24 protein-coding genes, 1 tRNA gene, 1 pseudogene and 1 riboswitch are annotated in these 25,322 nt (G+C 64.1%); of the genes and pseudogenes, 15 read left to right on the forward strand and 11 right to left on the reverse strand.

Annotated elements, in window-relative coordinates:
- Positions 1 to 62 precede the first annotated feature (62 nt).
- On the forward strand, positions 63 to 530 hold the full coding sequence (locus ABMA46_RS12560; RefSeq protein ID WP_348999780.1) for a hypothetical protein: 468 nt from the start codon (positions 63 to 65) through the stop codon (positions 528 to 530).
- A 54-nt stretch (positions 531 to 584) separates the two neighbouring features.
- On the opposite strand, the gene ABMA46_RS12565 is transcribed toward ABMA46_RS12560, so the two are convergent.
- On the reverse strand, positions 585 to 1,952 hold the full coding sequence (locus tag ABMA46_RS12565) for a DNA polymerase IV (protein WP_349000139.1): 1,368 nt from the start codon (positions 1,950 to 1,952) through the stop codon (positions 585 to 587).
- A gap of 67 nt (positions 1,953 to 2,019) precedes the next feature.
- Here ABMA46_RS12565 and ABMA46_RS12570 point away from each other — a divergent pair, with 67 nt between their 5' ends.
- Entirely contained in the window at positions 2,020 to 2,595 is a 576-nt protein-coding gene (locus tag ABMA46_RS12570) for a GNAT family N-acetyltransferase (protein ID WP_348999782.1), read from the forward strand.
- Positions 2,596 to 2,609: 14 nt separating this feature from the next.
- Here ABMA46_RS12570 and ABMA46_RS12575 read toward each other — a convergent pair whose 3' ends face one another.
- Positions 2,610 to 3,263 carry a hypothetical protein gene (locus ABMA46_RS12575; protein ID WP_348999784.1) on the reverse strand — a complete coding sequence of 218 codons (654 nt, stop codon included), beginning with the start codon at positions 3,261 to 3,263 and terminating at the stop codon, positions 2,610 to 2,612.
- Complete coding sequence (locus tag ABMA46_RS12580) at positions 3,260 to 3,559, reverse strand: DUF3572 domain-containing protein (protein WP_348999786.1); 300 nt, start codon at positions 3,557 to 3,559, stop codon at positions 3,260 to 3,262. Before ABMA46_RS12580 ends, ABMA46_RS12575 begins: the two co-directional genes overlap by 4 nt.
- Before the next feature lie 260 nt (positions 3,560 to 3,819).
- On the opposite strand from ABMA46_RS12580, the gene ABMA46_RS12585 reads away from it, so the two are divergent.
- Together ABMA46_RS12585 and ABMA46_RS12590 are read left to right on the forward strand one after the other, a co-directional pair.
- Positions 3,820 to 4,176 carry a response regulator gene (locus tag ABMA46_RS12585; protein ID WP_082549853.1) on the forward strand — a complete coding sequence of 119 codons (357 nt, stop codon included), beginning with the start codon at positions 3,820 to 3,822 and terminating at the stop codon, positions 4,174 to 4,176.
- Position 4,177: 1 nt separating this feature from the next.
- On the forward strand, positions 4,178 to 5,551 hold the full coding sequence (locus tag ABMA46_RS12590) for a PleD family two-component system response regulator (protein WP_348999787.1): 1,374 nt from the start codon (positions 4,178 to 4,180) through the stop codon (positions 5,549 to 5,551).
- A gap of 402 nt (positions 5,552 to 5,953) precedes the next feature.
- Here the strand turns inward: ABMA46_RS12590 and rpmG are convergent, their stop codons facing one another.
- Together rpmG and ABMA46_RS12600 are read right to left on the reverse strand one after the other, a co-directional pair.
- The gene (rpmG, locus tag ABMA46_RS12595; RefSeq protein WP_006201775.1) at positions 5,954 to 6,121 is read right to left on the reverse strand and encodes a 50S ribosomal protein L33; all 168 of its coding nucleotides are present in this window, start codon (positions 6,119 to 6,121) and stop codon (positions 5,954 to 5,956) included.
- A gap of 138 nt (positions 6,122 to 6,259) precedes the next feature.
- Entirely contained in the window at positions 6,260 to 6,661 is a 402-nt protein-coding gene (locus ABMA46_RS12600) for a SpoIIAA family protein (protein WP_348999789.1), read from the reverse strand.
- Between the two features lie 118 nt (positions 6,662 to 6,779).
- Here ABMA46_RS12600 and ABMA46_RS12605 point away from each other — a divergent pair, with 118 nt between their 5' ends.
- The 4 genes from ABMA46_RS12605 (at position 6,780) to ilvC (ending at position 11,504) form a co-directional block, all read left to right on the forward strand.
- A complete protein-coding gene (locus ABMA46_RS12605) occupies positions 6,780 to 7,520 on the forward strand; it encodes a pyridoxine 5'-phosphate synthase (protein ID WP_348999791.1) in 741 nt (246 codons plus the stop codon).
- Between the two features lie 245 nt (positions 7,521 to 7,765).
- Complete coding sequence (locus tag ABMA46_RS12610; RefSeq protein WP_348999793.1) at positions 7,766 to 9,679, forward strand: potassium transporter Kup; 1,914 nt, start codon at positions 7,766 to 7,768, stop codon at positions 9,677 to 9,679.
- A gap of 132 nt (positions 9,680 to 9,811) precedes the next feature.
- Complete coding sequence (locus ABMA46_RS12615) at positions 9,812 to 10,453, forward strand: TetR/AcrR family transcriptional regulator (RefSeq protein WP_348999794.1); 642 nt, start codon at positions 9,812 to 9,814, stop codon at positions 10,451 to 10,453.
- Between the two features lie 31 nt (positions 10,454 to 10,484).
- Positions 10,485 to 11,504, forward strand: coding sequence for a ketol-acid reductoisomerase (ilvC, locus tag ABMA46_RS12620; RefSeq protein ID WP_348999796.1), 1,020 nt, complete (start codon positions 10,485 to 10,487; stop codon positions 11,502 to 11,504).
- Between the two features lie 108 nt (positions 11,505 to 11,612).
- Here the strand turns inward: ilvC and ABMA46_RS12625 are convergent, their stop codons facing one another.
- A complete protein-coding gene (locus ABMA46_RS12625; protein WP_349000165.1) occupies positions 11,613 to 11,825 on the reverse strand; it encodes a hypothetical protein in 213 nt (70 codons plus the stop codon).
- Between ABMA46_RS12625 and ABMA46_RS12630 the strand changes: the two are divergent.
- Positions 11,733 to 12,960, forward strand: a pseudogene (locus ABMA46_RS12630) (DUF763 domain-containing protein). The gene ABMA46_RS12625 and the pseudogene ABMA46_RS12630 sit on opposite strands and share 93 nt — an antisense overlap.
- Positions 12,961 to 13,048: 88 nt before the next feature.
- Positions 13,049 to 13,339, forward strand: coding sequence for a PilZ domain-containing protein (locus tag ABMA46_RS12635; protein WP_348999798.1), 291 nt, complete (start codon positions 13,049 to 13,051; stop codon positions 13,337 to 13,339).
- 57 nt (positions 13,340 to 13,396) lie between these two features.
- On the opposite strand, the gene ABMA46_RS12640 is transcribed toward ABMA46_RS12635, so the two are convergent.
- Complete coding sequence (locus ABMA46_RS12640) at positions 13,397 to 13,906, reverse strand: BA14K family protein (RefSeq protein ID WP_348999799.1); 510 nt, start codon at positions 13,904 to 13,906, stop codon at positions 13,397 to 13,399.
- A gap of 157 nt (positions 13,907 to 14,063) precedes the next feature.
- Between ABMA46_RS12640 and ABMA46_RS12645 the strand changes: the two genes are divergently transcribed.
- Both ABMA46_RS12645 and ABMA46_RS12650 read left to right on the forward strand, forming a co-directional pair.
- Positions 14,064 to 15,176: an endonuclease/exonuclease/phosphatase family protein gene (locus ABMA46_RS12645; protein ID WP_349000140.1), complete on the forward strand. Its 1,113-nt coding sequence runs from the start codon at positions 14,064 to 14,066 to the stop codon at positions 15,174 to 15,176.
- A 12-nt stretch (positions 15,177 to 15,188) separates the two neighbouring features.
- Positions 15,189 to 15,911: a hypothetical protein gene (locus ABMA46_RS12650; protein WP_348999800.1), complete on the forward strand. Its 723-nt coding sequence runs from the start codon at positions 15,189 to 15,191 to the stop codon at positions 15,909 to 15,911.
- Between the two features lie 34 nt (positions 15,912 to 15,945).
- On the opposite strand, the gene ABMA46_RS12655 is transcribed toward ABMA46_RS12650, so the two are convergent.
- From ABMA46_RS12655 to ABMA46_RS12665, 3 genes are read right to left on the reverse strand one after another with little or no spacing between them, the layout of a single operon-like run.
- The gene (locus tag ABMA46_RS12655) at positions 15,946 to 17,163 is read right to left on the reverse strand and encodes an ABC transporter permease (protein ID WP_348999802.1); all 1,218 of its coding nucleotides are present in this window, start codon (positions 17,161 to 17,163) and stop codon (positions 15,946 to 15,948) included.
- Positions 17,163 to 17,861, reverse strand: coding sequence for an ABC transporter ATP-binding protein (locus ABMA46_RS12660; RefSeq protein WP_348999803.1), 699 nt, complete (start codon positions 17,859 to 17,861; stop codon positions 17,163 to 17,165). Before ABMA46_RS12660 ends, ABMA46_RS12655 begins: the two co-directional genes overlap by 1 nt.
- 4 nt (positions 17,862 to 17,865) lie before the next feature.
- Positions 17,866 to 19,152: an efflux RND transporter periplasmic adaptor subunit gene (locus ABMA46_RS12665; RefSeq protein WP_348999804.1), complete on the reverse strand. Its 1,287-nt coding sequence runs from the start codon at positions 19,150 to 19,152 to the stop codon at positions 17,866 to 17,868.
- A gap of 102 nt (positions 19,153 to 19,254) precedes the next feature.
- On the opposite strand from ABMA46_RS12665, the gene ABMA46_RS12670 reads away from it, so the two are divergent.
- Both ABMA46_RS12670 and ABMA46_RS12675 read left to right on the forward strand, forming a co-directional pair.
- Positions 19,255 to 20,166 (forward strand): PhzF family phenazine biosynthesis protein, encoded by a 912-nt coding sequence (locus ABMA46_RS12670; protein ID WP_348999805.1) that lies wholly within the window; start codon positions 19,255 to 19,257, stop codon positions 20,164 to 20,166.
- 138 nt (positions 20,167 to 20,304) lie between these two features.
- A tRNA-Lys gene (locus ABMA46_RS12675) sits at positions 20,305 to 20,380 on the forward strand.
- A gap of 218 nt (positions 20,381 to 20,598) precedes the next feature.
- Here ABMA46_RS12675 and ABMA46_RS12680 read toward each other — a convergent pair.
- Positions 20,599 to 21,675 carry a DUF2218 domain-containing protein gene (locus ABMA46_RS12680; RefSeq protein ID WP_348999807.1) on the reverse strand — a complete coding sequence of 359 codons (1,077 nt, stop codon included), beginning with the start codon at positions 21,673 to 21,675 and terminating at the stop codon, positions 20,599 to 20,601.
- A 436-nt stretch (positions 21,676 to 22,111) separates the two neighbouring features.
- Positions 22,112 to 22,324, forward strand: a riboswitch (cobalamin riboswitch).
- 106 nt (positions 22,325 to 22,430) lie between these two features.
- Here ABMA46_RS12680 and ABMA46_RS12685 point away from each other — a divergent pair.
- Complete coding sequence (locus ABMA46_RS12685; protein ID WP_348999809.1) at positions 22,431 to 25,313, forward strand: ribonucleoside-diphosphate reductase subunit alpha; 2,883 nt, start codon at positions 22,431 to 22,433, stop codon at positions 25,311 to 25,313.
- Positions 25,314 to 25,322: the final 9 nt, after the last annotated feature.

The raw sequence follows: 25,322 nt of genomic DNA on the forward strand, positions 1-25,322 counted from the left end.
TCGCAGGACAGGAGACGGGGTTGAGGAAGATGGCAAGGATGACGGTTGCGGCAGCCTGCCTGATGGCGGGGCTGGCGCATGCCAATGCCGACGAAACTGGTTTTCTCCGGTCACTGGAAGGCAGTTGGGCGGGAAAAGGCGCGGTGAAGATTCGCGTCACGTCGCCGACCATTCATGTCTCCTGCAAATTCAAGTCCACGACTTCGGCCAACTCCCTTCTGCTCGACGGCGATTGTCGTGGCCTCCTGGTGTTCACACGGCACTTCAGCGCCAGCCTGAAGGCCGACGGCGCGACCTATTCAGGCTCCTACACCGGGTCGGCAACAGGCCCGGCGGGCCTGAAGGGGGTGCGCGAAGGAAGCATGATCAACCTCGGCATCACCTGGGCCAAGCCTGTGAACGGCGACCGCAAGGCGATCATGACCGTCCAGAAAAACGGCACGGACGGAATGACGCTGACCACCACGGACGTCGATCCCAGAACCGGCAAGAGCGTCGTGACCAGCAGGATCGATCTGACGCGGATGTAGTTTTGGCTCTATAGTGTCGTCGTGGCCGGCGCCCTAAACGACTGCCCGCGAAATCTAGATCCTCTCCCACGGGTGCCGCACTCCCTCCCGGTCGTCGTCCTCGTCCAGGCGGGCCGGACGTCCGCGATGGCCCTTGCCGAACGTGTAGCCGGTTTGCACGGCCTTGCCGCCGAACTTGTCGCGCAGGGTATCGATCGCGCCTTCGGCCATGGCGCGCTTGCGTGCCTGCACGTCGACGAGGTCCGGCGGGTCGGCCTTGCCGTCGTCGGACAGGTCGCTGACGCCGATGCCGAGAAGGCGGTATCTCGTGCCGTCGGCCTCCCGCCGCAGCAGTTCGAGGCCGGTCGAGAAGATGCGATCGGCGAGGCGGGTGGGGTCGCCGAGCTGGCGGTTGCGGGTGCGGATCCTGAAATCGGCGGATTTCAGCTTCAACACTACCGTGCGCCCCGCGATGCCGGCGCGCTTGAGACGGGCCGAGACTTTTTCCGACAGCGCGCGCAGCACCGGCACGAGGTCGTCGAGGCTGGCAAGGTCGCTGTCGAAGGTGGTTTCGGCCGACACGCTCTTGGCGTCGCGGTCCGGATGCACCTGGCGCTCGTCCTGCCCGAGCGAGAGACGATGGAGCCGGTCGCCCATGGCTCCGTAACGGCGCAGCAGGTCGCTGCGATCCATTGTCTGCAATTGCCCGATGGTGCGGATGCCGTCCTGCTCCAGCGTGGTGGCGAACGACTTGCCGACGCCCCAGATCAGCGAGACCGGTTGAACGCCCAGGAAATCCTTCGCTTCGGCTTCGCCGATCACGGAGAAGCCGCGCGGCTTGCGAAAATCGGACGCGATCTTGGCGAGGAACTTGCAGTAGGAGAGACCGGCAGAGACGGTGATGCCGATCTCCTTTTCCACCTCGCGCGCGAACCGCGCCAGCACCAGCGCCGGCGCAAGGCCGTGCAGCTTCTGCGTGCCGGCGAGGTCGAGAAAGGCCTCGTCGATGGAGATCGGCTCGACCAGCGGGGTGAGCGCCTGCATCATGCCGCGGATTTCGCGGCCGACGCGGACGTATTTTTCCATGTCCGGCTTGATGACGACAGCTTCCGGGCAGGCCTCCAGCGCCTTGAACATCGGCATGGCCGAGCGCACGCCCTGGATACGGGCGATGTAGCAGGCGGTCGACACGACGCCGCGCTTGCCGCCGCCGATGATGACCGGCCTGTCGCGCAGCGCAGGATTGTCGCGTTTCTCCACCGCTGCGTAGAAGGCGTCGCAGTCTATATGGGCGAGATGCAGGCGATAGAGCTCGGGATGGCGCACGATGCGAGGGCCTCCGCAGCGCTCGCACCGCCGCGTCGTGCTGCCCTGCAAAGTGAGGCAGTCACGGCAAAAGCCGTGGTCCGGGTCGTTGACAGTATCGGCCATCACTGCGAACATAAAGAGAACGAAAGGCATCTTAAGCCAGCGGCGGATCGCCAGCAAGGCGGCGGGACCGGAGGAGCGCATGGAAGCGGATATTCGACCGGTCACGGCGGCGCTGTGGCCGGCCTTCGAGGATCTTTTCGGCAGGCAGGGCGCCTGCTACGGCTGCTGGTGCACGCATTACCGGAATGCTCCGTCGGTACGGCGCGAGAACAACCGACAGCGCAACAAGGACCAGATCCGCGAGCGGATCGAAGCCGGTCCGCCGCCCGGACTGCTGGCCTTCGAGGACGGTCTGGCTATTGGCTGGATGCAGGTCGGCCCGCGCGCCGACATTCCCGAATGGAACAATCCGGGTCGCGGGTCGGCGCCGCTCGATCCAGCGGACGCCGCCGATCCTGCCGTCTGGGCGATCTCGTGCTTTTTCATCCGCAACAAGGCGCGGGGCAGGGGGTTGACGCATCGGCTCGTGTCGAGCGGCATCGATTTCGCCCGGCAGAACGGCGCGCGCTTTCTGGAAGCGTGCCCGATGGATCTGTCCCGTGATTCGCGTTCGGTCGGTCTGTACGTCGGGTCCTCGCGCGTCTTCGAAAAGGCCGGCTTCGAACGGGTGGCGGAGCGCAAGGCTGGCAGGCCGCTGATGCGGCTCGCGTTGTAAGCCCGGCTTAAACGTCAGACGCCGAGAGCTGCGGCGATTTTCGGTCGGGCCTCGCGCCAGTCATGCACGGGCGTGATGGCGTCAGGCAGCGGCGGCAGGAAGTCCCTCAGCGAATTGTCCGCCATCAGATGGAAGAGGTGCGCCTCGGGTACTGCCTGCGCGGCGGACATCAGGTTGTTAGGCTGGTCGTCGACGAACGCCACCGGCCGGCCCTTGCCGCCGCGCAACCGCGCCACCGCAGGGCCTTTCGCCATCTCGGTGGTCAGCAGCGGATAGGTCAGGCCGAGCGCGTCCAGATGCGCGCGGCGGGCGGCGCGATGCCGGTGGAACATCGCCGTCAGCAGGACGATTTCGACTCGGTCGTGGAACGACGCCAGCGCCTCGGCCGCGCCTTCGGTGACGCTTTGCCAATCCGCCTGGCCGTGGAAGAACTCATCGAGCAGCGCGGTGACTTCATCCTGATCGACAACGCGCCCGCTCGCCTTCTCGGCGACGTTTCCGGTCAATCTGAAGGACGCCAGGGTGAGGCCAAGGCCCTTTGTTTCGAGGAATTTCGGGAAGGGCCGGATGAATTCCAGAAGCACGTCGTCCACGTCGAGCACCAGAAGCGGCCTGTCATCGGACGCCAGTTCGGCGATTTGGCGCAATGTTTCCGGATCGTCGCTCATATGGACCTGTCGTAGCTGTCGTCGCCCTGCGGAAGGGCTTTCATCGCCTGGCCGACATCGGCTGGTGGGGTTGCGGTTTCCTCGCAGAAACGCATCAGCGTCGGCTCGTGCGCCAGGACGAATTGCAACACGCCCGCCAGGAAGCCGGGTTCGGCGGCGGCCCTGCGAACGGCACTCGCCTCGATACCGGTGATGGCCAGGAAGCGCGGCAGCAGGTCCGGATCGGCGGCAATGAAGCCGAGCGCGCGAACGGCAACGGCTTCAGCCTGCTCGCGCATTGACGATGCGTTGGCCATCACTACCTTTCGGGATGCGGCGATTGAGTCTGCGATTCTTCACCTATCCGCTGCCTGCCGCGGGGGCAAGCTTCGGAGAGGAAGGTCACGCCGATTGTCCGTGTACGGAGAAAGGTCATGTTTTCCATGCCCGGTTTCCGTTTCGTCAATGATCTCAGTGTAGAGTTGAACAGGGTTTGATGCGCTTTCTTCACGGAAACGCATGACGGCATTCAAGAGATACTTGCTGCCGGGACGGGACATCGATGCCTAAGAAAGTCATGATCGTCGAGGACAACGAGCTCAACATGAAGCTCTTCCGCGACCTCATCGAGGCGAGCGGTTACGAGACCGTGCGCACGCGCAACGGGCTGGAAGCGCTTGATCTGGCGCGCACGCACAGGCCCGACCTCATATTGATGGACATCCAGCTTCCGGAAGTTTCCGGCCTGGAAGTGACCAAATGGCTGAAGGAGGACGACGACCTCCATGTCATACCGGTCATTGCCGTGACGGCTTTCGCCATGAAGGGCGACGAGGAGCGCATTCGTCAGGGCGGCTGCGAAGCTTACATTTCCAAGCCGATTTCGGTGCCGCGCTTCATCGAGACGATCAAATCCTATCTGGGCGACGCCTGACATGACAGCACGCATCCTCGTCGTCGACGACATTCCGGCCAATGTGAAGCTTCTCGAAGTCCGGCTGCTGGCCGAATATTTCGAGGTGCTGACGGCGACGAACGGACCGGAGGCCATCGAGACCTGCGAGAACGGCAAGGTCGACGTCGTCCTTCTCGACGTGATGATGCCGGACATGGACGGATTCGAGGTTTGCCGGCGCCTGAAGAGCGATCCCGCGACCTCGCATATCCCTGTGGTGATGATTACCGCGCTCGACCAGACGACCGATCGCGTTCGCGGGCTGGAGGCCGGCGCGGACGATTTTCTGACCAAGCCGGTCAACGACCTCCAGTTGATGACGCGGGTGAAGAGCCTTGTCCGTCTCAAGACGCTGACCGACGAGTTGCGTCTGCGCGCGTCCACGACGCGCAACATCGGCATAGAAGAACTGCTGAACCGTTCGCTGGCGGAAGCCGACGGGCTGCCGAAGGTTCTGCTGGTCGACGAGCGGTCCTCGTCCGCCGCCCGCGTGGTCAAGATGCTGGCGGGCGCCGCCGAAGTCGATGTCGCGGCGGACCCGCATGCCGGTTTTTTCCAGGCCGCCGAGAATGCCTATGAATGCATCCTGGTCTCCACCGGCTTCGTCGATTTCGACCCGCTGAGGCTGTGCTCGCAACTGCGCTCGCTGGATCGCACGCGCTTCCTGCCGATTATCCTGCTGGCGGAGCAGGGGGAGGACAGCCGCATCATCCGGGCGCTGGAACTGGGTGTGAACGACTACCTGATCCGCCCGATCGACCAGCATGAGCTGACGGCCCGGCTGCGTACCCAGGTGCGTCGCAAACGCTACAACGACAGGCTCCGCGCCAGCGTCACCCAGACCATCGAGATGGCGGTTACCGACGGGCTGACCGGCCTGCATAACCGCCGCTACCTCGACAGCCATCTCCAGACGCTGTTCGACCGTGCCGTCACGCGGCGCCGGCCCTTGTCGGTCATGATAACGGATCTCGACCGCTTCAAGTCGATCAACGACACGCATGGCCATGACGGCGGCGACGACGTGCTGCGCGAATTCGCCAGCCGGCTGCGCAGGAACGTGCGCGGCATCGACCTTGCCTGCCGTTTCGGCGGCGAGGAGTTCGTGGTGGTGATGCCCGATACGGACGGGGCCATCGCAGAACGGGTGGCCGAGCGCATCCGCGCCGAAATCGCGACAATGCCGTTCCCCATCGGCCGTGACGGAAAGGCCGTCGAGGTCACCATCAGCATCGGCGTTTCGTCGATCCTCAAGGGACAGGACACCGTCGAGGCGATGATGAAGCGAGCGGACCTGGCCCTCTACGAGGCCAAGAACGGCGGCCGCAACCGGGTGGTGGCCAAGGCTGCCTGACAGCCGTCCGCAACTTCAAAGGGTTAGCAATTTACCTTAATGCGAGCGAGTCGGTCGCTTGGTTAAGAAAGTATTGATTTTTTCAAGAGCTTGCGCGACTGTGCGGGCATTGAAGAGCGGTTGCAGGCGCGGGGAATTCTGCCGGTGGCGCTCGAACGATACCCCATGATGCTCAGGTCCGCCGCATCTCCTGGGTCCGTGGGGTCGGCCGGTCGGCGCTGGCGCAAGTGGCCTCCTCGTACCGCTGTCAGACTGCCGACCGGCCCCCTTCCATCCGACTGATAAACAGAGTTTTTCGGGGCAAAGGTGTCCGGCCGGGAAGCGTGTGTCTGGCTGCTTCGCTCGCGCAACAAAAAACCGCCCCGTAGGGCGGCTTCGATTTTCCGTTCGGGAAACCGAGATCTACTTGATCTTGGTTTCCTTGAATTCGACATGCTTCTTCGCAACCGGATCGTACTTGCGAAAGGACAGCTTGTCCGTCTTGGTGCGGCTGTTCTTGCTCGTCACGTAGAAGAAACCGGTATCGGCGGTCGAAAGAAGCTTGATCTTGATATTCGCGGCTTTGGCCATGGTCGTATCCGTTGATTTTCTGGAGTTCTAGCCGCAGCAGCCCGGGGCGGACGCCCGTGCGCGGAAAACTTGCGCGGACACATAAAGATTGCGGCCGGAAAGTCAAGCCGTGTCCGGTTGCGTTGTCTGGCGGGCGCGTCATCCGCCAACCGGCCTTGCCTTGAGCCATTGCCACGCAGCAGCTTCATCGGCGGCTTCGAAATGCCTGATCTCGACCGGGAGCGTCGGCTCGAACCAACCCTGGGCGCTCGTCGTCCAGTCGGGATCGCCGATCGAGGCGCAGCGAGCGATATGCTGCAGGGCGTCCGCCTTGCCCTGTTTGAGCGTGGCCTCGGATATCTCCGGCCAATCGATACCGTCATGGTCGACCAGGCGCACAAGGACGTCGATCCTGGGGTGCAGGGCGTAGGCCGCCTCCAGCAGGCCAAAGAGATTTTCAGCATCAGCGGCGGTCACGTGCCCGACGATATCGACGGCGAGCAGGTCTGTCCGGTCGGTCTCGATCTTTCGAACGGCAGGCACTTCTTCCAGGAAATTCATCGGCGGCTCCGATTGCAGGTGATGCTCTGGAACACATAAATCCGCTGTCTGTTCCCCGCGAAGCCGCTATAGATGCCCACCCGCACCGAACCGCGTACCCCGTAACGGGAAATCGACTATGCCCGCAAAGCTGTCCGTCAACGTCAACGCCATCGCCATGCTGCGCAACAGGCGCGACCTGCCGTGGCCGAGCGTGACCGGACTGGGCAGGATCGCGCTCGCCGCCGGCGCGCACGGGCTGACCGTGCATCCCAGGCCCGACCAGCGTCATGTCCGCTTTTCCGACCTTCCCGAGATCCGCGCCTTGATCGACGACGAGTTTCCGGGTGCGGAATTCAATATCGAGGGCTATCCCACGGAGGAGTTCCTCGCGCTCGTCGAGAGACACCAGCCCGAACAGGTGACGCTGGTGCCCGACGACCCGTCGCAGGCGACTTCGGACCACGGGTGGAACTTTGTCGCGCAGGCGGCGTTCCTTGGGCCGATCGTAGCGCGGTTGAAGAAAGGCGGTTTGCGCGTGTCCCTCTTTTCAGACCCGGACCCTTCCGGCATGGCGGCCGCGCGCGACCTCGGCGCCGACAGGATCGAGCTTTATACGGGGCCGTACGGCGCCTGCCATGATGACCCGGCGCGCGCCGAAGGCGAGTTGTCGCGGCTTGGCGAGGCCGCCGACGCGGCCTTCGCGGCGGGTCTGGACGTCAATGCCGGCCATGACCTCGTTGTGGACAATCTGCCGCCGCTGGTGCGGCGCGTGCCGCGTCTTGCCGAGGTCTCGATAGGGCACGGGTTGACAGCGGACGCGCTGGAGTATGGCATGGCGACGACGGTCGGGCGTTTTCTGAAGGCATGCGGCTGGTGATGCTCGCGCTGCGACACTCATCATGACGTTGCGACACTTGATATTGCGCTGCAGCGAGGGTACAGCACCGCGCCCATGAGCAAGACGAGGCCAGCCTTGACCCCTCTGCCAGTCCGATCCGCCTTGCGTCAAAGGCTTCGGCCTGAATCGGCCCGCTCTGCCGAACGCTTCGGCACATCGTTGCATTCATCCTTTGAAGACGCTGCCCGGACCGGTTCCGCCGGCTTCTGACGGAGAGAACGTCGATGGCACTTGCCAACAACGATGCCGAACCGGAGCAGGTCGATCCGTCGTCGGTCCAGGAGCCGGAAAGCCACAGCACGCAGGTGCTGATGCTCGGCGCGCTGGGCGTCGTCTACGGCGATATCGGCACGAGCCCGATCTACGCGTTCCGCGAGGCCCTGCACGCATCCGACGGCGTTGTCGGCCGCGGCGAGGTGCTGGGCGTCTTGTCGCTGATCGTGTGGGCGCTGACGATCATCGTCACGATCAAATACGTCATTTTCGTTCTGCGCGCCGACAACAAGGGCGAGGGCGGCACGCTGTCGCTGATGGCGCTGGCGCGCAGTTCCTATCCTGCCGGTTCGAAGCTGATCCTCGTCATCGGCCTGTGCGGCGCGTCGCTGTTCTTCGGCGATTCGGTCATCACGCCGGCCATTTCCGTGCTGTCGGCGGTAGAAGGTCTCGAGGTGGTGACGCCTGCCTTCGATTCCTACGTTGTGCCGATCACGCTGGTCATCCTGGCCATGCTGTTCGCCGTGCAGCGCTTCGGCACCGGTAAGGTCGCGGCGGTGTTCGGCCCCGTCATGGCGGTATGGTTCGTGTGCCTGGGCGTGTCCGGACTCTACCACCTGATGGACGACCCGTCGGTCCTGCTCGCGGTCAATCCCTATTACGCTTTCGCCTACCTGGTCCACACGCCGGAGGGCGCGTTCGTCACCGTGGGCGCGGTCTTCTTGGCGGTGACCGGCGCCGAAGCGCTCTACGTGGACCTTGGCCATTTCGGCCGCCGGCCGATCGTGCTCACCTGGCTGTCGATCGTGTTTCCGTGCCTGCTGCTCAACTATTTCGGGCAGGGCGCCTTCGTCATCTCCAACGGCGGCAAGCCGCACAATCCGTTCTTCCAGATGCTGCCGGAATGGTCGCTCGTGCCGATGGTCCTCCTGGCCACCGCCGCCACCGTCATCGCTAGCCAGGCCGTGATCTCGGGCGCCTTCTCGCTCACGCGCCAGGCGGTCCAGCTCAACCTCCTGCCGCGTATCGAGGTGCAGCACACCTCTGAGATGCAGTCCGGCCAGATCTATATGCCGCGCGTCAACCTGCTGATCGCATTGGCGGTCATGATCCTCGTCGTCGGGTTCGAGGATTCAAGCTCGCTCGCATCCGCCTACGGCATCTCCGTGACCGGCGAGATGCTGATGACGACGATCCTGCTGTTCATCGTCATGCGCTACATGTGGAACTGGACGCTCGCTCCCGCCCTTGCCCTGACGGTGCTGTTCGCCGTCATCGACGTCGGCTTCTTCTCGGCGAACGTGGTCAAGGTGCTGGAAGGCGGCTGGGTTTCGATCAGTGTCGCCTGCGTTATGGGCCTCATCATGGCGACATGGATCAGGGGCAGCCGCTACCTGTTCGACAAGACACGGCGCAACGAGGTTCCGCTCGATTTCCTGGCGGCGAACCTTTTGAAGAAGAAACCGAAGCTGGTTCCCGGCACTGCCGTGTTCCTGACCAGCGATCCGCTCAGCGCGCCGACCGCGCTGATGCACAGCCTGAAGCACTACAAGGTGCTGCATGAGCAGAACGTCATCCTGTCCGTGGTGACCGCGCCGCAGCCGATCGTGCCGGACAACGAACGGGTGAAGATGGAGAACATCAACGACCTGTTCATGCGCGTGAAGCTGACGTTCGGATATATGGAGCAGCCGAACATCCCGCGCGCGCTGGCGATCTGCCGCAAGCAGGGCTGGAAGTTCGACATCATGACCACGTCGTTCTTCCTGTCGCGGCGCTCGCTGAAGGCGTCGCCCAATTCGGGGATGCCGCTGTGGCAGGACAAGCTGTTCATCGGCCTGGCGCGCACGGCCGCAGACGCGACGGAATACTTCCAGATCCCGACGGGGCGCGTGGTGGAGATCGGCACCCAGGTCGCGATTTGAGCGCCTGCCGGGATCGCCTGCGGAGCGGCCCTTCTTTACGCACAATCTCCCTTGCCCAATGCGGTCGCATGCCATAAAGGACAGAACCGTAACGTACGGTACGGAGTTTGACCGACCGTCCGGGAGGCGCGAGTGCAGCAGGGTGGCACGACCGAAACAGGCGAGGAATTGACGCCGCGGCAGCGCGACGTCCTCGACGCCGTGTTGCGCCTTCTGGTCGAGGAAGGCGATCACCTGACCATGGCTTCCGTTGCCCGCCGTGCGAGTTGTTCCAAGGAAACGCTCTATAAGTGGTTCGGCGACCGCGACGGTCTCCTGACGGCCACGGTGCGCTGGCAGGCGTCGAAAGTGCGCGTTGCGCCGGTCGACCAGACCCGGCTGGATCTGCCCTCGCTGACCGAAAGCCTGGAAGGGTACGCCTGCGACTGGCTGAAGGTGATCTCCAGCGACACGTCCATAGCGCTGAACCGGGTCGCCATCGGCCATGCGGGGTCGGGCAAGGACAATCTCGGCGCGATCGTGCTGGAGAACGGACGATTTGCGATGGCCAAGCGCCTCAAGCCGGTTCTGGAGGCCGGCAGACGCGTCGGCCTGCTGGCCTTCGAGGATACGGAAACCGCGTTTCGCGTCTTTTTCGGCCTGGTTGGCCGCGATATCCAGATCCGGCTTCTGCTGGGTGACTGGCCGGGGCTCACGGAAGCCGCCATCGCCGACGACGCCGCGCGCGCCACAAAACAGTTTCTCGCTCTTTATGGGGCAAGGAAGAATCCATAACGGTCACGTATCAACACGGGAAGGAAGAACCATGCGTGTCTATTACGATCGCGACGCCGATCTCAATCTCATCAAGGGCAAGAAGGTGGCCGTCATCGGCTACGGCTCGCAGGGGCGGGCACATGCGCTCAACCTCAAGGATTCCGGCGTCAAGGATATCGCCATCGGCCTGAAGCCGGGTTCGGCGACCGCCAAGAAGGTCGAGGCCGACGGGCTCAAGGTGATGACAGTCGCCGAGGTGGCGAAATGGGCCGACCTGATGATGATGGCGACGCCCGACGAGCTTCAGGCCGATATCTACAAGAACGAGATCGCTCCCAATATCCGTGACGGCGCGGCGATCGCCTTCGCCCACGGTCTCAACGTGCATTTCGGCTTGATCGAGCCGAAGTCGACGGTCGACGTGCTGATGATCGCGCCAAAGGGGCCCGGCCACACCGTCCGCGGCGAATATCAGAAGGGCGGCGGCGTGCCGTGCCTGATCGCGGTGCACCAGGACGCCTCCGGCAACGCGCACGATCTCGGCCTGTCCTATGCCTGCGGCGTCGGCGGCGGCCGTTCCGGCATCATCGAGACCAACTTCAAGGAAGAGTGCGAGACCGACCTGTTCGGCGAGCAGGTGGTGCTGTGCGGCGGCCTGGTCGAACTGATCCGCGCCGGCTTCGAAACGCTGGTGGAAGCCGGCTATGCGCCGGAAATGGCCTATTTCGAGTGCCTGCACGAGGTGAAGCTGATCGTCGACCTGATCTACGAGGGCGGCATCGCCAACATGAACTACTCGATCTCGAACACGGCCGAGTGGGGCGAGTACGTGTCCGGCCCGCGCATCATAACCGCCGAGACCAAGGCCGAGATGAAGCGCGTTCTGGACGACATCCAGACCGGCAAGTTCACCTCTGAATGGATGCAGGAATATCGGTCCGGCATGGCCCGCTTCAAGGGCATCCGCCGCCGCAACGACTCGCATCAGATCGAGGAAGTCGGCGAGAAGCTGCGCGGCATGATGCCGTGGATCGCCAAGAACAAGCTGGTGGACAAGGCCAAGAACTGAGTTTCCGGTAATCTACAGCCGGAAAATGCAGGCCCGGACGAATAGCCCGGGCGAACGATGGCCTCCCAAGGCTGGCGGCGACGGACCGAAAGGTCCGCCGCCGCTTTTTCATTTCAACGGTTCCGTTCCTGCCATCGAAATGCTAGAAAAGAACAAATAGGGAACTATGCAATGAAATGAGCCGGAAGCGCCGACCTGCCGCTGCATGGCGGCCGGGTGCCGAAGTGGCTGGGCGAACGCATGGCGAAGCTGGGCGCCGTCATCTGCGAGGCGATCGTCGTGGAATATGGTCGCGACGAACTGTTGCGGCGTCTCGCGCATCCGTTCTGGTTCCAGTCCTTCGGCTGCGTCATGGGCATGGACTGGCATTCGTCCGGCATCACCACCAGCGTCGTCGGTGCGCTGAAGCGGGGCCTGAACCCGATGTCGAAGGACCTCGGGCTCCATGTCTGGCGGGCGTGGCGCGCATTCGCGCAAGACGCCGGGCGAGCTTCTCGCGGTCGGCGAACGCGTCGGGCTCGACGGAGACGCGCTGGGTCTGGCGAGCAGGCTTGTGGCGAAGGTGGACAGCGCCGCCGTTCAGGACGGCTTCGATCTCTACCTGCACGGCTTCATCGTCGCCGACGATGGTCGCTGGGTCGTGGTGCAGCAGGGCATGAACGGCGACAGCCGGACCGCGCGGCGCTATCACTGGCTCTCGGAAGGGCTGTCCAGCTTCGTCGACCAGCCGCATGCGGCCATCGAGGGCGAGGGGCAGGGCAACATCGTCAATCTGACCGACCGGCGCGCGGCCCGTTCGCGCGAGGGGCAACTCGACCTCCTGCGAATGATCGGACCGGGCGGCGTGGCGCGTGAATTCGCTGCGGCCGAAGGGCGCAGGGCCTATGCTCCGCCGCTGCAACCGACGCTACCGCATCTGGTCATGCCGGCCCGCCACGACGTGCGCGAGGAAGACGTCGTCCTGCGTCGCCTGCATGGCGCCCTGGCTGCCGCCGCGGACCGCGGGCCGCAGGATTATGCCGATCTGCTGACGGTGCCCGGTGTTGGCGCGCGGACCGTGCGGGCGCTGGCCATGGTGGCCGAGGTGGTCCACGGCGCGCCCTGTCGCTTCGCCGACCCGGCGCGATTTTCGCTGGCGCATGGCGGCAAGGACCGGCATCCGTTTCCGGTGCCGCTCAAGGTCTACGACGAAACGATCGGCGTCATGAAGTCGGCCGTATGCAAGGCAAAGCTGGGCCGCTCCGAAGAGCTTGCCGCCCTGTCGCGGCTGGATGACCAGACGCGGCGCATGGAACGCTATGCCACCGGCCCGAGCCTGAAGGAATTCGTCGCCGGCGAATTCGACCGGTCGCATCGGTTCGGCGGCCGCAGCGTTTTCGGTTGGGAACCGCCGCCTGAGGTCAAAAGCCCCGGAACGATCGGTTCGTTGCAGGAGACGGTGCCGTCAAGCAGGTAGCGTGGTCGGCCGCTGCTCGTTTCATTCCGGCACAAATTTCGCTGGCACGCTTTTCGCTCCCGGCATAGCGGAGCAAGGGAGTTCGGGCATGGATGACGATCTCGAAATATCGGACAGGACGGGCAGCGAGCCGTTGGAGGATCGTCGCGCCTTCGCGCGCAGGCGCGTTTTCAAGGGTGCGACCCTGTCGTTCAACAAGGGCTATGGTGCGCTGGAATGCGTGGTGCGCAACGAGTCCGATAAGGGCGCTCTACTGAACTTTGGCGAGACATCGGCTGTGCCACCCGCCTTCGGCCTGACCGTCAGGGGCGGCGATACGGTGCGACACGCCAGGGTGCGCTGGCGAACGTTGTCCGTGGTCGGCGTCGAATTCGTATGAGATGCCGGCAGAACGAAACGGCGCCAGGGCGCGGCGCCGTCCGCGGTTTCTAGCGGCCTAGTACGGCGAGCGGCACTGGCGGCGCGGGCCGTGATAGGGCTGATAGGTATTGTCCCACGCCCGATACGAACGGTAGCGGTTATAGCACCAGCGGACATGGGCCGAGCCCGACCGATAAGTGTGTCGTGTGCCGTAATAATAGCCCGGCACCACTCCGAGGCCGAAATAAAGGCCCGAACCGCGATAGTGGTTGCGATGGTGCCGGTAACGCCAGTAGCGATCCCCGCGCCAATGGTGCCTGTTTCCTCGCCAATGGCGCTGATCGCCACGCCAATGCCGTTGGTTGCCGCGCCAATGGCTGCCGTGGTTACGGCGCCAGATCATTTGGTTCATGCTGGTGCCGCCGCCGGCCGTGCTGTCGCGCACCTGAAGCAGGGCGTTTTCAGACGCAGGAGCGATTGGACCGGGCTGCGGCATTGGGCCCGCGATCAGAGGCGTGGCCAGACCGACGATAAGTCCCGCCGCAATCAGGCCGGATCGCAGAGGTTTTGCAAAGAGCTTGTTCATCGCACACTCCAAAGGTTGACCCCAAGCCTGGACCCGTAGGCCAAGCATGGGTTTCCTACAATGAACGGGCGATGAACGGAGAAGTTGCACGAGCACCGGCATGATCTTGCCGTTCCGGACTTGTCTTGACGCCGCCGAGCGGGCAATGGTCGCCATCATGTCTCTTCGTCTGGCCACGTTCAACGTCGAGAACCTGATGAACAGGTTCGACTTTTCCGGTTTCCGCAATCAATTGAACGAGGACCGGACGCTCGCCCTGTTCGATATCCGGACGGAGGCAGAATACCGCTATCTCGAACAGGCACGCACCATCGCCCATTCGGACGACACGCGGCAACTGACGGCGCTGGCCATTGCTGCGGCCCGGGCGGATGTCATCTGCCTGCAGGAGGTCGACAATATCGAGGCGTTGAAGGCGTTCGAATACGGCTATCTCTTCAAGATGATCGGCGAGGGCTACCGCCAGAAATACACCACCTCCGGCAACGATTCGCGGGGCATCGACGTGGCGCTGATGATGCGCGCCGAGACGGCCGACGGGCAGCCGATCGAGTTTGTGCGCATGACAAGCCATGCCTATGTGACATTCGAGGAGTTCGGCCTGTTCACCCCCGAACTGGCGGCATCGGGCCATGAGCCGACCGAACGCATCTTCCGGCGCGATTGCCTCGAGGTCGACCTTACGGTCGGTGGCAAGCCGTTCACGCTTTATCTCGTCCATTTCAAGTCGATGGGGCCTCCGCGCAACGGCTTGAACGGGCGTGAAGCGACCATGCCGGTCCGGGTCGCCGAGGCCAAAGCCGTTCGCCGCATCATCGAGCAGCGGTTCGGCAAGGATCATGCCGCAGACAAGCGCTGGGCGATCTGCGGCGATTTCAACGACTATCGTCAGCGTGCGGTCATCGACGGCGACGGCTATTCGGGGTATCGGTTCGAGGTCGTCGATGAACCGCTTTCGTGCCTGGACGTGCTCCTGGCAGACGGGTTCAGTGAAAACGTTGTCGAGCGGAGGCCGCAGATGGATCGCTGGACCCTCTACCATACGCGTGGGCCGCAGGAGCGCCATCTGTGCCAGCTCGATTACATCCTGCTTTCGTCGGCGCTTGCACGGCGAAACGCGAAGTCGGTTCCCGATATCGTGCGTCAGGGGCAGCCCTACCGCACGCCGTTTCCGGCAGGGCAGGAGGTCGAACGATTCCCGCGCGTCGGCTGGGATCGGCCCAAGGCCTCGGACCACTGTCCCGTCGCCATCACCCTCGATATCGCCTGAAGAAAGTCACGCATGAGCTTCGACCTGCCCCAGAATGTCATCCTGCCCGTCGATGAGATCGATGTGAGGCTGGATCCCGCCCCGCATCCTTTCGAACGCGACAATTTGCCGGCCATCGACAAGAACTGGCTGCACGAAACCGCGATCAACCCGCATATCTTCGACGGGGCGGTGGCGCTCCTGTCGGAGCTTTCCTATCGCGACCGGCGCCTGACGGGACGCTGCCATATCGTGCGCTACGCGACGTTCATGTACTGGCGGCGCAACCGCCTGACGCCGAACGCCGGCCATGCCTTCGCGCACGCCATGCTGGTCGCCGGCGACGGCGCGCTGGTCGCCATCCGCATGGGGCCGAAAACGGTCAATGCCGGGCGGGTCTATTTCGCCGCCGGTTCCTTCGAGCTGGAGGATTTCCGCGACGGGCAGGTGGACGTGGCCTATAACATGCGCCGCGAGGTCATGGAGGAAATCGGCATCGACCTCGCCGAGGCCGACAGCCAGCCCGGCCAGCGGCACTATCTTCTGGCGACCGGCAGCGGCACGGTCATCTTCCGCCGTTACCGGATGCAGGCGAACGCGAACCAGCTCATCAACCGGATTAACGCCTTCGTGGCGACCCAGGAGGAACCGGAGATCGCCGGGCCGGTCATCATCCACAGCGCCAACGACCTGCCGGACGATATCGCGCCGCACATGAAGCCGCTCGTCGAATGGCATTTTTCAAACCCGGCATGACGGGCTGATTTCGTCGCGGCCCTGTGGCGGACGTTTATTCGTGTCTGAGCGCGTCGATCGGGTCGAGCCTTGCGCCGCGCAGCGCCGGGAAGAAGCCGAAGACCATGCCGATCAGGGCGGAAAAGCCGACGGCGAGCAGGATGACGGCGGGCGAGGGCGCGAAGGGGATCGTCAGCGTCAGTGACGCCAGGCCGGCCAAAGACAGGCCGATCAGGATGCCGATGATGCCGCCGAGCAGCGAAAGCACCGTCGCCTCGACCAGGAACTGGATGAGGATGTGCTTCTCATGCGCGCCTATCGCGAGGCGGATGCCGATCTCGCGGGTGCGTTCGGTCACCGACACCAGCATGATGTTCATGATGCCGATGCCGCCGACCAGCAGGGACACCGCCGCGACGGCGGACAGCATGCCGGTCATCGTCGTGGTCGCCGAGGCCATCGTGTCGGCGATCTGCGTCATGTCGCGGATATCGAAATCGTCGTCACCGCCGATCGGAATCCTGCGCACGTCGCGCAGGATATTTTCCACGCGCGGCAACAGTTCGGTCGTGGGCGTGCTGTCGTCGGCGGAAACGTAGATATTGTCGATGTCGCGATTGCCGGCGATGCGGCGCTGATAGGCGGCGAGCGGCATCATCACGACATTGTCCTGGTCTTGCCCGAAGCCCGTATAGCCCTTGGATGCGAGCAGGCCGATCACCTTGCAGGACGAGCGGTTGACGCGGACGGTCTCGCCGTCCGGATCGCCGTCGCCGAAGAACTGCTGGCGCACGGTTTCGCCGATCAGGCAAACGCCCGCGCCGGACCGCACTTCGGAATCCGAAAACGGACGGCCGGAGGCGAGCGTCCAGTCGCGCGCTGTCAGAAAGTCGCTGTCGGTGCCCGTCACGCCTGCGGTGATGTTCTGCGTGCCGTAGATGACCCGCACCTGTTTTTGCGCGGCGGGTGCGATCGCGCGCGCGCCGGTGAGATGCGCCCTGAGCGCTGCCAGTTCCTTGTCCCCCAGCTTGCGCACCTGCTGTTCAGGCCCGCCGGGGCCGCCGCGCCCGGCCGGGCGTCCGGCGCGCACCACCAGAAGGTTGGAGCCGAGCTTGGCAATGTCCGTCTTCACCTTCTCCGTCGTGCCGGCGCCGATGGTCAGCATGGCGATGACGGCGGCCACCCCGATGACGATGCCCAACAGCGTCAGGAACGAGCGCAGCGCATTGCGGCGAACGGAGCGGAGCGCCAGGCGGACGGTTTCCCAGATCATCACGCCACCTCGACATTCATCATGTCGGACGCGACATGACCGTCGAGGAATCGGATCGTGCGCTGGGCGTATTCGGCCACGTCGGCCTCATGCGTGACCATGACGACGGTCAGGCCCAATTCCCGGTTGAGGCGCGTCAGCAGATCCATGATCTCATGCGTGCGCGCCGTGTCGAGGTTGCCTGTCGGCTCGTCGGCCACCAGCAGGGTAGGGCGTGTGACGATGGCGCGCGCGATCGCCACCCGCTGCTGCTGGCCGCCGGAAAGCTCTGCCGGCGTATGATGCTCGCGCCCGGTCAGGCCGACTTCGGCCAGCGCGCGCATGGCGAGATCCCGACGCTCGGCGCTCGCCACGCCGCGATAGATCAGCGGAAGCTCGACATTCTCGGCCGCCGTCGTGCGCGGCAGGAGATTATAGCCTTGGAACACGAAGCCGATATAGAGATTGCGCAGCATGGCGCGACGGTTGCGATCCAGCCGCCCGGCATCGACGCCCATGAAGCTGTAGGTGCCGGCACTCGGCGTGTCGAGGCAGCCGATGATGTTCATCGACGTGGATTTGCCGGAGCCGGACGGCCCCATGATGGCGACGAACTCGCCTTGTCGAATGGCGAGATCGACGCCCGCCAGGGCGTGGACCTGAGCCTCGCCCTGACCGTAGGTCTTCCAGACGCGGTCGAAGGTGATGAGCGCGGCCATCGGATCAGCTCCGCTGCCGGGAGTCGGTGATGACCTTGTCGCCCTCCTCGAGGCCGGAGAGCACCTGCGTGCGGTCGCCGTCGCTCGCGCCGATCTTGACGTCGACGCGCTTCGGATGGCCGTCCGCCAGTACATAAAGGGTGCGGAAGCCTTCCGCGGGTTTTTCCTGCTGCCCGTCGCGCCAGCGGCCACGGCCGCCGCGCCCGGTGAACATGCTGAAGAAGCTGAAGCCGCGGTCGCGCGACAGCGAGGGACGGTAGCGGAACGCGGCGGAAGGAACCGTCAGCACGCCGTTCGCCTGTTCCGTCACGATCGAGACGGTCGCCGTCATGCCCGGCCGCAGCAGCATCTGCCCGTTGTCGACATCCAGCCGGGCGTCATAAGTCACGACGCCGTCGGTGGTCACCGATGCATAGGCGATATCGCGGATCGTCGCGTCGAACGGCCGTTCGGGAAAGGCGTCGACGGTGAAGCGGGCCTTCTGGCCGGGTTTCACGGTGCCGATATCGGCCTCGTCCACGGCCGCCTTCAATTCCATCTTCCGAAGATCGGCAGCGATGACGAACAGCACCGGCGCCTGCAGCGAAGACGCGACTGTCTGGCCCGGATCGACCGAGCGGGTCAGCACGATGCCGTCGATCGGCGCGTAGATGGTGCTCTTGGCAAGGTCGGCCTGCTGGGTCTTGAGGTCGGCATTGGCGATGGCGAGATTGGCTTGCGCGCTGTCGAGCGAGGCCTTGGCGCGGTCACGCTCGGCGGTTGCGGATTCCAGCGCCTGCTGGGTCGCCATGCCCTTCCGCGTCAGTTCGCTGGCCCGCGCCAGCGCCTGCTCGTTTTCCTTGAGCGTGATCTGGGCGGTTTCGACGGCGGCCGCGGCGGCCTTGGACGAGGCCTCGGCGCGTTCGATCTGCGCTTCGAGCTTGGATGTATCGAGCTTGGCCAGCACGTCGCCCTGCTTGACCTGTTGGTTTTCATCCACCGCGACGGACCGCACCACGCCAGACAATTCGCTGGAGATGTCGACCTGGGTGAGCGGCTGAAGCGTTCCGGTCGCCGAAACTTCGACGGTCAGGTCGCCGACCGTCGCGGGCGCCGTCGTGTAGTCGACGGCGGGCGAGGAGCCGGAACGGGACTGATAGACGACCACGGCAGCGGCCGCGACCATGATCGCGGCGAGCACATACCACCAGCCGCGCCGGCGGCGCTTCTTCTGTCCCTTGCCGTCGAGCCCGAGGGCCGTCTCGATTGCCGGAGCGGAATCAGCGTCCGGCCGATTGACAATCTGGTCCAAGGCGGACCCCTATGCTGTCGAACGTCCCTATGGTTGGACACATCGGGCCTTATGGTCCTGAATTCAAGTTAAATTTCGCTCATGTTCGCAACGGGGCAAGCCATGAAGAACCGCAGATACCTCGTCTACGACGTCTTTACCGACCGCGCGTTGGCCGGCAATCCGCTGGCGATCGTGCTCGACTGCGAGGGCCTCGACACCAAGGCGATGCAGGCTGTCGCGCGCGAGTTCAACCTGTCGGAATCGGTCTTCGTTCTGCCGCCTGAGGATTCCAGGCACAGGGCGCGGCTCCGCATCTTCACGCCGGACTACGAAATGCCCTTCGCGGGCCACCCCACGGTCGGCTCGGCCGTGGCGCTTGCGGAACTGGAGGAGAACGGCGGCTCCGACGCCATCTTCGTGCTGGAGGAGAACATCGGTCCCGTTCGCTGTGCCGTGCGGCGCGGACAGGGCGCGACATTCGCCGAGTTCGACCTGGCGAAGCTGCCGGAGCAACTGGAGCTTTCCGCCGACCCGGAAGCGATCGGTGCTGCGCTCGGTCTCGGCCCGCACGAGATCGGCTTCGAGAATCACCGGGTCTCGTTCTTTTCGGCCGGCGTGCCCTATGTCGCCATTCCGGTCGCCAATCTCGCGGCGGCCGGCAGGGCGCGCCTCGACAATGCCGCATGGTCCGAACTCGCGCCGCGAAAGAGCGAATGGGCCTTTGCCAGCCCCTATATCTATTGCAGGGAGACGGTGGATCACGCGAGCGCCTTCCATGCGCGCATGATCGTGCCGGGCAGTCCCTCTTACGAGGACCCGGCGACGGGTTCGGCCGCCGCCGCCTTCGCCGGCGCCGTCATGCAGTTCGATCGCCCGGGCGATGGCACCTCGCGCTATTGGATCGAGCAGGGGCTGGAGATGGGGCGGCCGTCCCGAATCCGGCTGGAACTGGAAGTCGAAGGCGGCAGGCTGACCGCCGGCCGCATCGGCGGGCAGGCCGTAAAGGTGGCGGAGGGAACCTTATTTGCATGATTTCCGGCGCGGTTGCAGCCGAGCGAAAAAGCCGCGAGAAGACTTTGCGGCGGAATTGCAGGGAAATGGCCGAACAGGGCTGGACATGCCGAAACGCGGCGGCTATATGCCCGCCCAAGCTGGCTTCGCCGGCCGTGTGGGTGTGTAGCTCAGTTGGTAGAGCAGCTGACTCTTAATCAGCGGGTCCACAGTTCGATCCTGTGCACACCCACCACTTAAATCCCTTGGAAATGCTGTATTTTTTGGCTTCCAAGGGGTGCCCTGAGCCCTCGGTATCTGACGGCGCATCGGCTACCGGGCCTTCCGGTCGAAGATCACGTAATTGTCCAACCCGATATCTTCGAAAGCTCCGCTGTTTCCTTGTAGCTCTCGCTCAGGTCCATGTTTTAGGCGCTTTTGAAGTTCGTCGGCGTTGCCCAATGCGGACCAGCGTCAGCCCGCCATCAGTCCGGCCGCTCCGCGGCGCCAATAGGCGGCGGCGAGCGTCTGGTCTCGGCCGAGCCCCATTGCGCCGCGCCAATGGTCGCGCACGGTTTTGGCAGGGGTGGCTTCCGCTGCGAACCAGCCGAATGTGGAACCGTCTCGCGGCCATTGCACGGACAGCACCTCGCCGGCCAATCGCCCGTCCATAGCCGCCGCCTTGCCGTTCCGCTCCAGCCAGTGCAATTCGATCTGTGTGGCATTGCCGATCGCCTGCCGCTCGTTTCGGTCTGCGATTTCGATGAAAGCGACGCCTTTCGTGAAAGCGGGCAAGGTTTCGAGCAGGCGCCCGATCGCGGGCAGGGCGGTTTCGTCGCCGCCGAGCACATACCAGTCCGCCGGCCGCACAGGGCGGCCGACCGGCCCCATGATGCCGACCTTCTGGCCCGGTTTGGCCTGGAGCGCCCACGCCGAGCCGACGCTTTCGCCCTCATGGACGAGGAAATCGACGTCCATGAAGCCGGCGTCGATGTCGAGCGCGCGGATGGTGTAGACCCGCGCCGCCGGTCGCCGCTCGTCTGACGGCCAAATGGGCAATCCGTTGCTGCCGAGGGTCGGCCAGATCGGATCCGGAACCGTCCTGGTGGGAAACAGGACGCGAACGTGCATGCCGCCGAACTTGCCGAAGCGCTGGAGGTCTTCGCCCGTGAGCCGGATCCGCCGCATATGCGGTGTCAGGTCGCAGACGGAGGCGACTGTCATCTCGCGAAACTGCGCAAGCCGCGTGTCCCCTGCGAGATCGCCGCTCCAGATGATCTCCGGCCCGTCTTCCTTGGCATAGACCTGCACGGCCGTGGCGAGCAGGTCCTTGATACGGGCAAGCCCGTCTCGGTCGTCCGCCTCGGCGCGCATGACCAGAAGGCCCGGCTTCATGTCAAAGGAAGCCCGCCCGAAGGCGAAGCGGAAGCCGACCCTTTGCGCCTCCTGGCGGACATCGGCATCGAAGCTCTGCAACCGGTCGACGATGAGGCCGATGTAGCTCGGCAGATTCGGCAGGCGCAGTCGCGCTTCGCAGTTCAGGCTGGTCATGTCTGACATCCCGGATTATCCACCGATGCGTCCGGTCAGGGCGATCTTGAAGGTCTGCCTGCGCCCTGTACGGTCGCCGCCGGGTTAGTCGACCAACCCGGCAAGTGTTTGCAATGGCTGGATATTAAAACATGATGCCATGAGTCAACTTTATTTCTGCGGGCTGATCGGAATGTCGGTGGAGACAGGAAGGGTGGCGGTCGTGATCTGGTCCGGGCGGCCGACATATCCGATCGCCCGAGGCCGCCGCTGTGCTGACCTCGCTGGCGGTGCTGATCGTTTTCATTTCCAAGGACAATTCGCGCGAAGGAATTCAGGACTGGATCGATCTGATGTACGGCTGGAAACGGCATTGTTGCGAGGCATGGCGGGCCGTCATCCACACAATCGCGATCTTTCTGAGACCCTAAATATTGACGGAACATGCAATTGGCGATCTATATGTAGACGTCATGGTTCTCCGTAGCGATTCTTGCTTCGGAGCTAAGAGGGAAGCCGGTGCCCCGATTCCGGGAATGCCGGCGCTGCCCCCGCAACTGTAAGCAGCGAGCCTGCGTCGATGAATGCCACTGATGCCGCGAGGTATCGGGAAGGCCGACAAGGGCGATGACCTGCGAGCCAGGAGACCTGCCGTGACAGCATGAAACGTCCACGGGCGGGGTGTCCCGGAGGTGCGCTTGCGGCGGCTTGGGCATCTGTCCACCTGTCGACATGCGTCCGCTTCACGCCCCGTCCACAACGCCACGGGGAAACAGATGCCGGCGACCACGACACTCCACACCGAAGCGACCGACAAGGCTCCGATCCTTTCCAGCGACAGCGGGCATACGCCGGCGGAGCCGGGTTACCGCGTCATCCGCCGCAACGGCGCGGTGACGCCATTCGATCCGATGAAGATCACGGTCGCGCTGACCAAGGCCTTCCTGGCAGTGGAGGGATCGACGGCGGCAGGCTCCAGGCGCGTGCACGATGTGGTCGCCGATCTCACCGATCAGGTGGCTTCCGCGCTGACACGGCGCGTCGGCGAAGGCCGCACCTTCCACATCGAGGACGTGCAGGACCAGGTCGAACTGGCACTGATGCGCGGCGAGCACCATAAGGTGGCGCGCGCCTATGTTCTCTATCGCGAAGAGCGGGCGCGCGAACGTGCCGCCGAAAAGGCGTCGGTGGCGGCAAGTTCCGCGTCGTCGCTGCACGTCAAGACGGAGGATGGATCGCTCAAGCCGCTCGACGAGGAGCGTCTGGCCCGTATCGTCGAAGAAGCCTGCGACGGGCTGGATACCGTGTCCGCCGCGCCGATCCTGAGCGAGGCCAAACGCAACCTCTATGACGGCCTTTCGCTGGACGAACTGTCGCTGGCGCCGATCCTGGCCGCCCGCACGCTGGTCGAGCAGGAACCCAATTACGCCTTCGTCTCCGCGCGGCTGCTGCTCGACCGCCTGCGCCGGGAGGCGCTCACCTTCGTATCTGGGCGCCCGGAGCAGGCGACGCAGGCCGAGATGGCAACGCGCTACGCCAGCTATTTCCCGGAATTCCTGCGTGTCGGCATTGAGGCCGAACTGATCGATCCCGAACTTGGACGCTTCGATCTGGCGCGATTGGGCGCGGCGCTGAGGCCGGAACGCGACCTGAACTTCCAGTATCTCGGCCTGCAGACGCTCTACGACCGCTATTTCCTGCACACGCGTGGAAAAAGGTTCGAACTGCCGCAGGCCTTTTTCATGCGCGTCGCGATGGGCCTTGCCGTGCGCGAGATCGACCGCGAGGGCAGGGCTATCGAATTCTACGACCTCCTGTCATCCTTCGATTTCATGGCCTCGACACCGACGCTGTTCAATTCAGGAACGCTGCGCCCGCAGCTTTCCTCCTGCTTCCTGACCACGGTCGCCGACGACCTCGACGGCATCTTCAAGGCGGTCAAGGACAACGCGCTGCTGGCGAAATATTCCGGCGGCCTCGGTAACGACTGGACCCTGGTGCGCGGCCTCGGCGCCCACATCAAGGGCACCAACGGCGAGAGCCAGGGCGTCGTGCCGTTCCTGAAAGTCGCCAACGACACCGCCATCGCGGTAAACCAGGGCGGCAAGCGCAAGGGCGCTGTCTGCGCCTATCTGGAGACATGGCACGTCGACGTCGAGGAGTTTCTCGACCTCAGGAAGAACACCGGCGACGACCGTCGCCGCACGCACGACATGAACACGGCCAACTGGGTGCCGGACCTGTTCATGCAACGCGTCGAGGCGGACGGCGAATGGACGCTGTTCTCGCCCGATGAGGTGTCGGACCTGCACGACCTCTATGGCACGGCGTTCAAGGCCGCCTATGAGACATACGAGGCGAAGGCTGCCACCGGCGGCATAAAGGTGTTCCGTAAGGTCCGCGCGCTCGACCTGTGGCGCAAGATTCTGACCATGCTGTTCGAGACCGGGCATCCATGGGTCACTTTCAAGGACCCTTGCAACATTCGCTCGCCCCAATGCCACGTCGGCGTCGTGCACTCATCTAATCTCTGCACCGAGATCACGCTGAACACCTCGAAGGACGAGGTGGCTGTGTGCAACCTCGGCTCGGTCAACCTTGTCAATCATGTCATCGAAAAAGGCCTCGACCTCGACCGGCTGGCCAAGACAGTCGGCACGGCGATGCGCATGCTCGACAACGTCATCGATATAAACTTCTACACGATCCCCGAGGCGCGGCGCTCGAACCTGCGTCACCGCCCGGTCGGGCTCGGCCTGATGGGCTTCCAGGATGCGATCCAGAAGCTGCGTATCCCTTATGTCTCCGACGCTGCCGTCGCTTTCGCCGACGAGAGCATGGAGGCGATCAGCTATCATGCGATTTCCGCCTCGGTGGACCTCGCCGCCGAGCGGGGTCGCTATCCGAGCTTCAACGGCTCGCTGTGGTCGAAGGGCATCCTACCAATCGACTCCATCCGTCTGCTGGAAGAAGCACGTCCCGGCGTAGAAATGGACAGCGGTTCGACCCTCGACTGGGAGAGCCTCCGCAAACGGGTCAAAAAGACTGGCATGCGCAATTCCAACTGCATGGCGATCGCGCCGACGGCGACCATCTCCAATATCTGCGGCGTGTCGCAGTCGATCGAGCCGGCCTACCAGAACCTGTTCGTCAAATCGAACATGAGCGGCGACTTCACCGTCGTGAACGCCCAGCTTGTCCATGACCTGAAGGCGAGGGGCCTGTGGGACGAGGTGATGGTCTCGGACCTCAAATACTTCGACGGGTCCGTGGGGCAGATCGACCGCATCCCGGACGACCTCAAGGCGCTCTACGCCACCGCCTTCGAGATCGAGTCCTCGTGGCTGATCGAAGCGGCATCTCGCCGTCAGAAGTGGATCGACCAGGCGCAGTCGCTCAATCTCTACATCGCCAATCCGAGCGGCCGGAAGCTGGACGAGCTTTACCGGCTGGCGTGGCGCAAGGGCTTGAAGACGACCTATTACCTGCGCTCCCGCTCGGCCACCCATGTCGAGAAATCGACGCTGAAGGGCACCGACGGCAAGCTGAACGCGGTGTCGGCAGCACCCGCGCCAGCCGCGGCAATCGAGATCAAGGCATCGGAGGCATGGGGCAAGGCCTGCGCCATCGACGATCCCGACTGCGAGGCCTGCCAGTAGGCGGCCTCT

The organism is Mesorhizobium hunchu (assembly GCF_040081975.1).
GTDB classification, from domain to species: Bacteria; Pseudomonadota; Alphaproteobacteria; order Rhizobiales; family Rhizobiaceae; genus Mesorhizobium; species Mesorhizobium hunchu.